Source organism: Serratia sp. M24T3 (genome assembly GCF_000257645.1).
Classification (GTDB): domain Bacteria; phylum Pseudomonadota; class Gammaproteobacteria; order Enterobacterales; family Enterobacteriaceae; genus Rouxiella.
This window is the reverse complement of the sequence record NZ_AJHJ01000058.1, coordinates 1-13266: the sequence shown is the minus strand read 5'-3', so window position 1 is coordinate 13266 and position 13266 is coordinate 1. Positions and strand designations below refer to the sequence as shown.

At 47.0% G+C, this 13266-nt stretch carries 10 protein-coding genes and 3 pseudogenes; 10 read left to right on the top strand and 3 right to left on the bottom strand.

Features of this window, described 5'->3' with window-relative positions; translation table 11 throughout:
* The first annotated feature begins 954 nt into the window (after window positions 1-954).
* The 4 genes from SPM24T3_RS23470 (at window position 955) to SPM24T3_RS26010 (ending at window position 4215) form a co-directional block, all read left to right on the top strand.
* A complete protein-coding gene (locus SPM24T3_RS23470) occupies window positions 955-1605 on the top strand; it encodes an AAA family ATPase (protein WP_009639336.1) in 651 nt (216 codons plus the stop codon).
* A gap of 30 nt (window positions 1606-1635) precedes the next feature.
* Window positions 1636-1905, top strand: a complete 270-nt coding sequence (locus tag SPM24T3_RS23465) for a CopG family transcriptional regulator (RefSeq protein ID WP_009639335.1) — start codon at window positions 1636-1638, stop codon at window positions 1903-1905.
* A gap of 1136 nt (window positions 1906-3041) precedes the next feature.
* The gene (locus tag SPM24T3_RS23460) at window positions 3042-3923 is read left to right on the top strand and encodes a RepB family plasmid replication initiator protein (protein WP_009639334.1); all 882 of its coding nucleotides are present in this window, start codon (window positions 3042-3044) and stop codon (window positions 3921-3923) included.
* Between the two features lie 148 nt (window positions 3924-4071).
* On the top strand, window positions 4072-4215 hold the full coding sequence (locus SPM24T3_RS26010) for a hypothetical protein (protein WP_237713137.1): 144 nt from the start codon (window positions 4072-4074) through the stop codon (window positions 4213-4215).
* A gap of 214 nt (window positions 4216-4429) precedes the next feature.
* On the opposite strand, the pseudogene SPM24T3_RS25645 reads toward SPM24T3_RS26010, so the two are convergent.
* Window positions 4430-4540 (bottom strand): annotated as a pseudogene (locus SPM24T3_RS25645) (IS6 family transposase); the annotation flags it as partial.
* Window positions 4541-4717: 177 nt separating this feature from the next.
* Between SPM24T3_RS25645 and SPM24T3_RS23455 the strand changes: the two are divergent.
* Together SPM24T3_RS23455 and SPM24T3_RS23450 are read left to right on the top strand one after the other, a co-directional pair.
* A complete protein-coding gene (locus SPM24T3_RS23455) occupies window positions 4718-4987 on the top strand; it encodes a hypothetical protein (protein WP_009639333.1) in 270 nt (89 codons plus the stop codon).
* Window positions 4988-5379: 392 nt separating this feature from the next.
* Window positions 5380-5538: pseudogene (locus SPM24T3_RS23450) on the top strand (transposase); the annotation flags it as partial.
* On the opposite strand, the pseudogene SPM24T3_RS24995 reads toward SPM24T3_RS23450, so the two are convergent.
* Window positions 5536-5826, bottom strand: a pseudogene (locus SPM24T3_RS24995) (DDE-type integrase/transposase/recombinase); the annotation flags it as partial. The pseudogenes SPM24T3_RS23450 and SPM24T3_RS24995 sit on opposite strands and share 3 nt — an antisense overlap.
* A gap of 256 nt (window positions 5827-6082) precedes the next feature.
* On the opposite strand from SPM24T3_RS24995, the gene SPM24T3_RS23445 reads away from it, so the two are divergent.
* Genes SPM24T3_RS23445 through SPM24T3_RS23435 form a run of 3 tightly spaced genes read left to right on the top strand, consistent with a single transcriptional unit; the run spans window position 6083 to window position 10630 of the window.
* Complete coding sequence (locus SPM24T3_RS23445) at window positions 6083-7486, top strand: cytosine permease (RefSeq protein WP_009639331.1); 1404 nt, start codon at window positions 6083-6085, stop codon at window positions 7484-7486.
* 14 nt (window positions 7487-7500) lie between these two features.
* Window positions 7501-9147, top strand: a complete 1647-nt coding sequence (locus SPM24T3_RS23440) for a GMC family oxidoreductase (protein WP_009639330.1) — start codon at window positions 7501-7503, stop codon at window positions 9145-9147.
* The gene (locus SPM24T3_RS23435) at window positions 9140-10630 is read left to right on the top strand and encodes an aldehyde dehydrogenase (RefSeq protein ID WP_009639329.1); all 1491 of its coding nucleotides are present in this window, start codon (window positions 9140-9142) and stop codon (window positions 10628-10630) included. The genes SPM24T3_RS23440 and SPM24T3_RS23435 overlap by 8 nt, the downstream gene beginning before the upstream one ends.
* A gap of 43 nt (window positions 10631-10673) precedes the next feature.
* Here SPM24T3_RS23435 and SPM24T3_RS24400 read toward each other — a convergent pair whose 3' ends face one another.
* Window positions 10674-11072 carry a LysR substrate-binding domain-containing protein gene (locus SPM24T3_RS24400; protein WP_255346536.1) on the bottom strand — a complete coding sequence of 133 codons (399 nt, stop codon included), beginning with the start codon at window positions 11070-11072 and terminating at the stop codon, window positions 10674-10676.
* 596 nt (window positions 11073-11668) lie between these two features.
* On the opposite strand from SPM24T3_RS24400, the gene ltrA reads away from it, so the two are divergent.
* The gene (gene ltrA, locus SPM24T3_RS23425; RefSeq protein ID WP_009639327.1) at window positions 11669-13000 is read left to right on the top strand and encodes a group II intron reverse transcriptase/maturase; all 1332 of its coding nucleotides are present in this window, start codon (window positions 11669-11671) and stop codon (window positions 12998-13000) included.
* The last annotated feature ends 266 nt before the right edge of the window (window positions 13001-13266 follow it).

The window sequence follows — 13266 nt, the reverse complement described above, 5'->3', positions numbered from 1 at the left end:
ACGCTGCTCTTAAAATGATGGGTTAAGGAGACGGTATTTGTGCTCAATCTCAAAAATCAGTTGGGTATAAGCCTTTGAAGGAGAACTATAGGCAATCATCATCCAAATGTTACAGGGCGCAGTTTGCTCGATATTCCGGCAAGTGCCCTATGACGTTGAGCTGAAACATACGGCGGGAGAATTGATATGAAAGTGGAGCAGAGCGGTAATTTCCCCGACATTACGGCCAAAGCACGAGGCGTATTGGCCAAAGAAAGAGGGATTAAAGTGTGAGGATTCAGTCAAAACATACAATAATTTTCGATATCCAAACTGACCCCTTATACGACCTGATGGGCGGATTTACCAATAGCATCGATACGCTAAACGACTCAAAAAACAATTAAAAATTAATTATTTTAATATCAAAAAACAATCATAATAATTTTATAAAAATTTAACATGATGTTTATCATATTCCTCAGCATACAGTCTTTGTTCACTTCCCCAGCTCAGATGGTTCAATGTTTATATCTGCTAATTATTAGTACTTTTGCAGAGGGGCGGACTCGCCCTAATCTTTTAGCTGCGATACTCACATACAGCAAAACACCGACCATGTGCATTTTTAGGGCTGACGAAGAAGAGTGTACATTGACATGTTACCAACAACGCAATAACAGCCTTCGGAGAAATGAGATTTCCCCGCTCCGCAATATAAGGCTAAGGCACGTGAAGCCTCTTGTACCCAAAGCGCTTAACTATTGCGGAGCTTCAAACCAATAGGTTTCCTATATACTTAGACTCCTATCGTAATACAATCAATAAAGCATCGTATAACAATCAATTTAATATTAACAAAGTATCACTTTTCATGAAGTACATGGCAAAAAACTGGTTAACAGTAAAGGTTTCCTGCTACTATATGCACATTACAAACACAGCATTTTACTATTAAAATAAGGGTAAAAAAACATGATTCTAACAGTAGGGAATACTAAAGGCGGAGTGGGTAAGACAACACTCGCTGTAAATATTGCAGCTGCCAGGGCCATGCAGGGCAGGGATGTTTTACTTATCGATGCTGACCGCCAGGAGACCGCACAGACAGCGATCAGCATAAGAGCACAAAATGAAATCCAACCAGGTATTGCATGCTCAGCTTATGCAGATGGTCCAATCCTGCGCTCGCAGCTAATGCAGCAAAAAGCAAAATATGATGATGTCATCATTGATGCCGGCGGCAGGGACTCAACTGCATTGCGTGCAGCGCTCGTTTTAACTGACGTCCTGTTGGTTCCTTACCGTCCTGGAAGTTTTGATGTATGGGCTTTGCAGGACATTTCAGACCTAATAACAGAAGCTCGTAGTGTGCGTGACGGGTTGAAAGCTTACTCAGTCATTAACGTTGCAGATGCAAATCGTAACTCAATAGATAACAGAGAAGCTGCGGCCGTCTTTACCGATTATCCGGAGCTTGAATTTATCCCTGACCACATTGTTGGCCGTAAAGCATTCTCCAATGCCGCGGGTTCTGGTCAGTGCGTCTTTGAATATAGGCCTCAAGATGCTAAAGCCAATCTGGAACTTACCACCCTCATAAACATTCTATTTAACAATCAATAAAACATCATATTAGTATTAAGGTGATATGAAATGACAATTACTAAACCACCAAGAAAAACAGATGAAGCCAATGTAAAACTAGATGCTTTCATCGAAGGTGCTCCAGATGGCCTGTCAGCTAAAAAGAAAGGTGTTATCAAAGGGAAAAAACAACAAATCACGTTGACTATCAGCCCTGATATCCTTAATCAGTTAGACCAAAAAGCAGAAGAGCTGGGGCTTTCTCGCGCAGCCCTGATCAACATAGGTATCAGACACGTACTAAATGAAGGTGCAATGATAGGTGGGAAGAAGGATTAGTGGCGCCTGATTCTAATCCATTTCTTTTAACATGCTACATGATATTATTTTAATATTATATTGATTGTTTTTTGGAGTTTTAATAATAGTTAATCAAGTGCATAAAACTCAGACTCCGTTGTTTGGTGAAATATACATACCAGATAAATTTAACAAAATTCTGGAAATCATTGAAGGCCATTCGGGGGACAGACGAAGTGTATACATATGGAGAGGGCAGGCCGATGTAAGCTGGCCTATACACAGTTCCGCATATCGTCGTCTCTTGAAAGTAAGACGCTGGGAAGATGTACCTTCAGAGCAGACAATGCCTGACTATTAAAGAGATCTCCTGCTCAATGCCTGGCATCAGGGTTATGGCTATGAGAACGGTAAAAGGTTGAGTGACTTTGAGCTACTGGCAAAGCTTCAGTATCATAGTGCTGCAACAAGGCTGACGATGTATCGAGAAATATGTTGGTGGCTTTATGGTTTGCCTGCAGGTCGTAAACTGACAAAACTGGCATTTTATTAGGATGGCATTCAAATACTATTCTTGGTCTTGAAGGACACCTGGAAGAAAGAGGGTACAACGAAATATTTGGGACAAGCTTGTTAGAGAAGGAGGGATTGTTATCAGTTGTCTGGCGTTTGAAAAAGAGAAGGGCGCATTTCTGACCATTGGTCTTACTCCTGAAATGAAAAGCGTCTGTTTAAGGATCCTTGAAGATAGCTTTGATGTACGCCAGTTAACTTTGTTTCCTGATATCGACGGTTTCTGTTATGCCCACAGTGAGAATTGTGGGCATTACTGCAATGAAAGATGGTGATTGAAGGAGATAAGGTTCCGATAGTGTAATCAGCCATGAAGACTGGATCATGCCAGCTTCTTCGGTATCAATAAGTTATCCACATATACACCTGATATTACAATTCTTAAGATCATAATTAGATCATATTAAAGAAAAAAAGATCACCAGCTTCGTATTCTATTGAAAATATTGATTAAATTGGCACTCCGAGCGGTCACTTTCATAAAAAAAGCGGTTGCTTTCATAAATTTAGCGTTTACTTTCATAATAAAGGCGGTTATTTTCATAACCATTAGGCGGTTACTTTCATAAATATTTCTCAAATTTCAAATACGGTGTGGATAAATGGAAAACTCTAATGATATCAATCCACCAGAAAGTCCATTCGCGATAATCAAGAAAGATTCAGGCACAGCTTATGAACTGACCCCGAACAGCAGCAAAACAGTCCAGCCGGTTGCTCTGCTCAGATTAAGCGTGTTTACCCCTGTTTCACCAAAGGAAAAGGGGAAACGGGAATTTCTGATTGATGCGTCAGACGAACTTTCCAGCTTAGAGGTCGCCAGGCAAGAAGGGTATATAAATATTAAGATTCAGGGCGCAAAGCTCGGTATGTCCACGGATTTCAAAACGTGGATAGGGATCATCTCTGCCTTTTCAAAATACGGTTATTCTAGTGAAAAGATAACCTTACCGTTCTCTGAGTTTGCACGTATGTGTGGTTTGAAGCCGACAGATATCAACGGACGCGCCAGAACGCGCCTCAGCGACTCTCTATTCAACTTATCAACTGTGACGCTGGCATTTCGCAGCAAAGACGGCAAGCGCTCACTGGTGACGCATCTAGTTCAACGTGCGGTATTAGATATGGACGCAGATCTGGTTGAAATTGTCGGGGATCCAAGTCTTTGGGAGCTTTACAGATACGACCACAAGGTTTTGCTTGGGTTAAAAGCCCTTTCTGAGTTATCCCGTAAAGAAGCTGCCCAGTCCCTGTATGTGTACTTTGAGAGCATGCCACCATCTACCTTGTTTGTTTCAATGAAACGTCTCAGGGAGCGTCTTGCTATGGAATCACAGGTAAAAGACCAGAACGCTACGATCCGCAGGGCTATGACTGATTTGAAGAAAATCGGCTACATAGACTACACTGAGACGAAAAAGGGGAGGGAGATCATGTTCATAATCCATACTCGTTCACCAAAGCTTGGATTAGCAACTTCTTAAAAGTGGTCACTTTCATAAATGTTTGCAGGAAAGGCGGTTGCTTTCATAAAAACCTTGAATTAAGCGGTCACTTTCATAAATATCAGTAAAACTGTCTTCGCCTTTTTCCATTTATGTACGAATAGCGTACAAGTGAAAGGAGCGTATTATGAAAGCAGCATCCCTTATACCAGATGTTATGAAAGTGACCGCCTTCATTATGAAAGTAACCGCTATGTATTTCAGATGTGATAAATACAATCATATTAATAGTAAAATAATATCTAATGGATACTATAATAATCCATTTTAATAGTATTTTGAGAGATTAAAAAAAATTTTCAGGACGAGTACACTGACCCTACCCCAAGATTCTGCTCCATTCAGTAACAGAATTCCGGCATGATAAATACTCCCCTGAGCGTTGTATCTGATCCTGGGGGCTGGTCATAGGTTACGAAAACTGACTTTTAACGGCACTGTTGCAAAGTTATTGATGAGGTAGTCTTTCATGTTATTGAAAGGTCTTATCTTTTAAAGACTCTGCTCACCAGACGCATCTCGCCCAGGGGATGCCCAAAATAAAATGATTCTGCCTGACCTTTCCGTAACGCCCGCCTCACTTCAATCCCTTTGACCTCGCACAAGCCATTAATGACTAAATATCAAAAACATATATAAATACAATCGCAAAACTCCTAAGAATAAAAAACTATAATCTATTGCATCGACATTAATATTTAACTGTATTTATAGATAACTTAAAAATAAAATCCAAAATCAGAATTTAAAAAATAATGAAACAAGGATAATTAATGCAATTCACACTTCACATGCTCGTCACCGCCTTAAGCCACAACACGACAGCAGACGGCGTTTTTTCTTCTCTAGAGATGCAGATGAAAGCACAGAGAAAAGAAAATCCAGCTCAGAAAATCACTCTCAAGCAGATCGTGAGTGACACCAACATGGCGCTCGATTTTTTTCTTAAAGCACGCGTTATCGACCGCGCGGTGGAAGAAACATCGAAAACGCGCGAAGAGCTTGAAACCCTGCTCAACGATATAGAAAACTACTTGGTTTAACGTCGAATCACGACAAGGGCGCGCAGGTCAGTACTTCTAAGCTGCCAAGCCGCCTTTATCATCATAAGGGACTGGCTATACGACTGAAAATATCTCCTAAGCCCCACAGCTCGCTGCAAGACAAGATTAGCGAGCCGCAAAGCGGCGAGTCTCTCTTGTCTAGGAAGCGGAATAACATCTGATGGTGAAGTGAAGCACGTTCACTCAATGGTTAAATATTACTAGGCAGGCCACTGGAATCGGATGACCCCTTACGCCACATGATGCCAGCATAAATTTAATCCAGGCGTTACTGAAGACAAAAAAATGCCAGTGTAAGTATCCCAACAAAACGGCCCATTCACTTTTAGAGATCTTCCGACATACTGTTTATGTCACCTGAGGAGATCGCTATGCGTAAGATCCGATTCACCGAGCACCAGATCATCGCCGTCCTGAAATCAGTCGAAGCGGGCAGGACCGTCAAAGATGTGTGTCGCGAGGCCGCTATTTCTGAAGCCAGCTATTACAACTGGAAGGCGAAATATGGCGGGATGGAAGCGGCTGATATCAACGACCCGGTACAGATATTTCCACTGGCCTCTGACTTTGATGTAGGTTTCATCCATTTGCCACCGGCGTCCCGTGCGACGTTTATGCCGGCGGAAGGCCTTGTACACCTGCGGCACCAGGCGGATAACCCCGCGATGAAGCGTGGAATGGTCAACCACCACGCCACGCTCGGCCATCATCTCTTCCAGATTTCGCAGGCTGAGGGAATAAGTCAGATACCATACGCACTGGGTAATAACGTCAGCGGGATAATGCAGGCGTCTGAAGGCGTTTCGGGTCAGGGACATGGGTAGGCAACATCACAAAAAAAAAGCATGTTACCTGATGAGCCGCTTAATGCGACAGAACCGAAATTTCTGGGGTTCCGGCGTAGAACCCCAGATTGCATCTTTTTTTTATATTAGTTGGCTATATTTTTCTTCATTTCTCTCCATAGCCAACTGTTGCAACATCTCATTAGTGTTATTTTCACCCCTCCCATTTTTTGGGTGGTTATAGTCGCAGCCATGCGGCAAGCCTGCAAATGACTTTGTTGAGATAACTATGATGACAAACAACCCAAAAGATAATGCTGTTGCAACCACCATAGAGTTGAGCACCATCCAGCCTATCCCCGCTAATGAACGTCATGGCAAGCCACGGGATCTTTTTACCATCTGGTTTGGTTCAAACATTATGTTGCTCACCGTGATTACCGGTGCCCTCGCGGTGAGTATTTTCCACCTATCTTTTATGTGGGCCACCATCGCCGTATTGATTGGTAACCTTGCCGGTGGGCTGTTTATGGCACTGCATTCCGCGCAAGGGCCACAATTAGGTGTACCGCAAATGGTTCAAACTCGCGGCCAGTTTGGTTCTTATGGTTCCGTACTGGTGGTGGCGTTAGTCGTCATTATGTATATCGGCTTTCTGGCATCGAACCTGGTGCTGGGCGGTCAGTCACTGCACGCCATCTACGCACCGGTTTCTACGGATACCGGCATCCTGGTTTCTGCGGTACTCAGCTTGGTGGCCTGTGCCTTCGGGTATAACCTGATTCATGCTTACACCAAGGTGATGTCGTGGGTATCTGGTATTATTTTGCTCGCGGCCTTTGCGTGGATTGTTTTCGTGCACGGTCTGCCGACTGATTTTCTCGCGCGTAATGGCTTTAATCTCAGCGGATTCCTCGGTGCCATTTCTATCGCCGCGTTATGGCAATTGGCCTACGCGCCTTATGTATCCGATTATTCCCGCTACATGCCAAAAGATATCAGCGAAAAAAGTGTCTTCTGGTGTAGTTACTTGGGATGCGTACTGGGTTCATTGTTCCCGATGATTCTCGGCATCCTGGTTTCTATTTGCATCGTCGATGGTGATTTAATCACCGGCATTGTGAATATGACCGGCGGATTATCCTCTACCGTAATTATTGTGTTTGCCTTAGGCATTGCCGCGACCAATGCAATGAACCTCTATTGCGGTGTGCTCTGCACCCTGACGCTTGGCCAGACATTCCTGCCTAAGTGGTCGCCACTTTCTGGCGCCCGCATTGTGGTTTCGATTGTCACCATTCTCATCGAAGTCTTGATTGCCATCTATGGTCAGGAAAACTTCCTAGTCAATTACACCAACTTTATTCTGATGCTGCTGTATGTGCTAGTGCCGTGGACGGCAATTAACCTGGTTGATTACTATCTGGTGGCCCACGGTAATTATGATGTTGCGTCATTCTTCCGCCGTGACGGTGGGATATACGGTTACTTCAATTCGAAAGCCGTTTTTTGTTATCTGCTGGGTATCGTGGTCGAAATTCCATTTATGTCTACCGCCATCTATACCGGCCCGGCTTCAAATATGTTAGGTGGTGCCGACATCTCCTGGATTATTGGTTTAGCCATCGTCTCGCCTGTTTATTATTTCCTCTGCCGTACTCAGGCAGTTGCGCAAACCTCTGTTGCTAAATAATCACCGGAATGACTATGAACAATAGCAATACCTATGACTACATTATTATTGGTGGTGGCTCCGCGGGTTCAGTACTGGCAGCCCGCCTTGCTGAGCAGGCAGATCTGACGATCTGCCTTATCGAGGCTGGTAGCGGCGATGATACCCCGCGCATCCAGACACCTGCGGGCACCATCACCCTGTATAAAAGCAAGAAGTTCAGCTGGAACTTTTATTCAACGCCACAAAAAAACTTAGGGGGACGAAAAATCCACGTCCCACGCGGTAAGGCACTGGGCGGTTCTTCATCCATGAACAGCATGATTTATATCCGTGGGTTACCGTCAGATTATGACCGCTGGGAACAGCAGGGTTGTGATGGCTGGAGCTGGAATAATGTCCTGCCCTGGTTCAAACGCTCGGAAAAGAATTTGCTGTCTCAGGACCCGGCATATCATGGTTTAAGCGGCGAATTACTCGTCGATAACCCATGCGACCCCAATCCGGTATCAAAACTGTTTGTTGCTGCTGCGGTGCGCGCCGGGTTAACAGAGAACCTCGACTTTAACGGTAAATCTCTGGCGGGTGTCGGCATTTATAATGTCACGCAAAAGGATGCCAAACGGTTATCAAGCTATCGCGCATTTTTGCATCCCCATATTGGCCGCAGCAATTTGACCGTCATGACTGACTGCTCCATGCAAACGTTGATCATTGAAGACAAAGCGGTCAAAGGCGTGCGTATTACTGAACATGGCCGCGATCAACCCACGCTAATTCTGTGTCGTCGGGAAGTGATTCTCTCGGCAGGTTCGATTGGTTCGCCGCACATCCTGATGAAATCGGGAATCGGACCTGCTGCCGAACTGGAAGCAGCAGGTATCCCGGTGGTGCACCCTATTCCCGGTGTGGGAAAAAATCTTCAGGACCATCTGGACGGCCTGGTCACTGTGCGTTCCAGAAACCCCATGACGCTTGGCTTTTCCCTCGCCGCCTGGAAACCGATCCTGACATCCCCCTTCAAATATCTATTACACCGCAAAGGATGGTTAACCACCAATTATGTTGAAGCAGGTGGCTTTGCCACGACAAAACTCAGTAACGATGAACCCGATATCCAGTTCCATTTTGTGCCGGGTTATCGCAGCCACCGGGGGCGTTTATTTGAATGGGGCCACGGTTATGCGATTCACACCTGCGTTCTGCGTCCGAAATCGATTGGTGCGTTGCAGTTAAAGCGCGATGGGCAGATCGCTATTGATTTTAATTTCCTCGCCGATCCTTATGACGCCAGCGTGCTGGTAGAAGGGATAAAAGTGGCAAGGAATATTCTGGCTCAGCCGGAGTTCAATGCATTGCGTGGCGAAGAGATGCTGCCGGGAAAACATGTCCAGACAGACGAACAGCTGCATCAATACGTTAAAGAATATTGCGCCACGGTTTTCCATCCGGTTGGCACATGCAAGATGGGGCGGGATGCAATGAGTGTTGTCGCACCGGACACTCTCAAGGTGTATGGCTTGGAAAATTTGCGTGTGGCAGATGCCTCCATTATGCCGACGCTTATCAGTGGTAACACCAATGCGCCCTCGATTATGATTGGCGAACGTGCGGCAAGCATTATCCTGCAAGGAACATCGGTAGCTGACACCGAGACGAATAAGGAGAACGCGTATGCATAATCGTGATTACTGGCAAGGTCTGATGAATAAACAACGGTTTAGCACGAGCGCCATTATCGGGGGTAAACCTTACTTCGCCAAAACGGAAAAAACCTTGACAGTGGTGAATCCAGCCACTAATGCGGTGCTATCTGAGGTGACCGCTTGCCAGGATGAGGATATTGACGCAGCGGTGCGTTCAGCACGCCAGGCATTTACCTCTGGCATCTGGTCCGGTTGCCCGTTAGCGCAACGCAAAGCGGTGCTGCTCAGGCTGGCAGAGCTGATGCTGGAGCACCAGGAAGAACTGGCGCTGTTGGAAAGCGTCTGCATGGGGAAACCGGTGCTCGATGCCTATAACATTGATGTGCCGGGTGCTGCTCATGTGATTGCCTGGTACGCAGAAAGTATCGATAAAATCTATGGCGAAGTCGCCCCCACACGCCCGGGAACGCTGGCAACCATTACCCGTGAACCTATCGGCGTGGTTGCCGCCATTGTGCCGTGGAATTTCCCCCTCGATATTGCTGCCTGGAAAATCGGTCCGGCCCTGGCGGCCGGAAATAGTGTGATCCTGAAACCCTCGGAGAACTCGCCTTTCACCGCACTGAAACTGGCAGAACTGGCGCTGGAAGCCGGATTACCCGCCGGGGTGTTAAACGTTGTTACCGGGCTGGGGATCGAAGCCGGTGCCGCACTGGGTCTGCATAGTGATGTCGATGTGCTTACCTTTACCGGTTCGACCTCGGTGGGCAAAGCCTTTATGGCCTATTCCGGCCAATCCAATTTGAAACAGGTGTGGCTGGAATGTGGTGGCAAAAGCGCCAACATTATTTTTGCCAATTGTCAGGATCTCGATTTAGCCGCCGAAAAAGCCGCCTTCGGTATCTGTTTCAATCAGGGTGAAGTTTGTTCAGCCAACTCCAGATTATTAGTTGAACGTAAGATCTATCCCGACTTTATGGCGAAGTTGATCACGAAGTTGCATGGCTGGCAACCTGACCATCCGCTTAACCCCGATGCGAAGATGGGCGCGATGGTTTCGACAGCGCACAAAGATAAGGTGTTGAATTTTATTCAGGCCGCCATTGCTCAGGGTGGTGTATTACGTGCCGGTGGCGAGCAGTGCGAAATCGAAACGGTCACTAACTACATTCAGCCTACGGTGATTGAAATTAAGAGCGAGAACGATGCCTTATGGCGTGATGAAGTGTTCGGTCCGGTGCTCGCGGTAAAAGTCTTTGATGATGAGTCGGAAGCCATCGAACTGGCGAATAATCATATTTATGCCCTTGCTGCATCAGTATGGTCGGACGACCTGAATCAGGCACATCGTGTGGCACGCAAACTGAACGCCGGGACGGTGTCGGTCAACACCGTTGATGCGCTGGATGTGACCGTTCCTTTTGGTGGCAATCAGCAATCGGGTTTTGGTCGCGACCTATCTTTACATGCCTTTGATAAGTTCACCAAATTAAAAACTACCTGGATTGAATTACGTTAACTACATCAGCGTTTGCTCTACCCGCAACGGGTAGAGCAATTACTTAATGGCTGCTGACGGTCGGAGTTAATTCAACGCGGCGGCAATAATCCATAAATAACCGCGTCGGACGCGTGGGTTCATTATTTGGCAGATAAGCGATAATCAACGTTGGTGCCGCCATTTCACCGACAATATCCAGTTGCACCAAGCGCTGCCCATCGTATGTCATATCCGAACAGGGCCGGGTCACCAGCACAGAAAAGCCCAGCCCCTGCCCGACCATGCAACGCACCATTTCAATTGAAGGTGAGCTATATGCTACTTCGGGGTAAGGGGTCTGAAGCCCAACCGTACGAAACTGTACGGTAAGTACATTTTTTAAGCATGCCGGGAGAGTAAAGAAAACGAGGATTTTGTTTACTTTTTCCGTTGGTGCCTGTCGGAATGCTGTTATCGGCACTGCCAATGTTAATAAACTCGATAATTAAATCAACGCAAATCTGTTCGGCAGCACCATGATTTTAAAGACATAAAATCATATGGTTACGTTCTAAACGTACGTTTCCTTCCATTGGGCTTTGCGCTGTGAAAAGCCGCACTTATCTTGCAGGTGAAAGTCCTGCTCCGGAAGGCGCAGCCAGCGTCACCGGATAGCGAGTCTTGCGCCTTCCCGGGTAACCTGGAAGGTGAAGCGTTGACAGCGAAGTATCCGAGCCGAAACCAAATGGTGAACGTGATACCCCCGAAATGGAAGCGATTGTGGAAGCCGACAGATGGTTCAGCTGGCAGGCAACAGGTTTCCGGAGGCCACACTGGCGATATGCCAAAGGAAACCAACCACCGGGGGCACAGGCGTCAGCGAGTTTACAGAGATAAGTGACGGAACACAGGAGATCCGGAAATTTCCCTAAGGAACAGGGTATCTGCGGCACAAGTGCCAAACACAAGGCCGCAAAGACGAATTTCCGGAAGTCGGAGTCAGTCATAGTAGCAATGAAGCGGGTAATGGCCGTGGAGCGAAGGGCTGACAGATAGATCGAGCGTAAGAGAGAAACAATGACCGTACCCAGCAACGACGGACAATCATGGTTAACGAAACTTGAGCGCATAGGTGAGAAATCAGCGTGTGACAGGTCGATCGTGTTCAGCAATCTTGGACACCTCATCGACCAGAATATGTTGAAAGAACAATTCCGACATCTGGATGGGAATAAGGCTGTCGGTATTGATCGTGTGACAAAAGCCATCTGGGGTGAACAACTGGATGAGAATATCAGCGGTTTACTCCAGCGCTTACGCCGGGGCACGTACTGCCCCAGCCCGGCCAGGATCACAGAAATTCCAAAGGAAGACGGCAGCAGCAGACCGCTGGCCATATCCTGTGTGGAAGACAAGGTGGTACAGCTTGCTGTCAGCACCATCCTCAGCAGGATATACGAGCCGCTGTTCCTGCCCTGTTCTTACGGGTTCAGACCGGGGTTAAACTGTCACATGGCATTACAGGCTCTGCAACGGCAGACGTTTCGCAACTGGAACGGCGCAGTTGTGGAGATCGACATCCGGAAATACTTCAACCGAATACCGCACGGTACGCTGATGGGGTTACTCCGAAAGAAAATATCAGATCGCCGTTTTCTCAGACTGATTGAAGTGCTGATAACCGCACCGGTTCTGGAAGAGGGTAAATCACACAGTAATGATATCGGCTGTCCTCAGGGTTCCATATTGTCCCCGGTACTTGCCAATATCTACCTTCACCATGTGGTAGATGAATGGTTTGCTGAAATCAGCCATTCGCATATCAGGGGGAAGGCAGACATGGTCAGGTATGCAGACGATATGGTATTTACCTTCGAGTACCAGCATGAGGCGAAACGCTTCTACAGCGCGCTGCCGAAAAGACTGGGCCGGTTTGGCCTCGAACTTCACGAAGACAAATCGCAGCTCCTTGCTGCGGGTCACGTGGCGGCGATGAGGGCAAATCAGAGAGGAGAACGTCTTCCGACGTTCAACTTTCTGGGGTTTACCTGCTACTGGGGTAGAACGCGCAAAGGGTACTGGCGGCTGAAGTTTACCAGCCGGAAGGACCGCTTTGCGGCCAAGCTGAATGGCCTGAGAGACTTCCTGTGGAAGAACCTCAACGCCAACAGAAGGCAAACCCTGAACACGGTTATCCGGGTAGTGCGTGGATGGATTAATTACCATGACATCTCAGATAACAAAAGACGTGTGGGGCAGTTCATCTACCAGAGCAGGCGGATCATCTACAGGTGGTTCAACCGTAAAGGTGGCCGACATCCAATGACATGGGAAAAGCTGGATCTGATCCTCAAAATGCTGGGATACCCATCGCGATGGAGAACTCAGTCAATGTTCCATTCTCGCTGAATATGTGTGGGGACACTGATCTGTCGGGAGCCGGATGCGGTAGTTCCGCAAGTCCGGTTCTGAGGAGGGGCCCGTCCGGGTAACCGGCGGGTCTACTCACCTCAAACCCCTTCTACAACCCGGTGAGGCTATGGCAGTAAAAAAAGCCCATAAGCGATAGTATGAACGTTGCCGCCGTACACGTACTATTGAGAGCAAACAACGGCGTAAGCTGGCCGTATTACCGTACGATGAGCGAAAGCGTCAGGTGCCCGAGCGTATTTTCC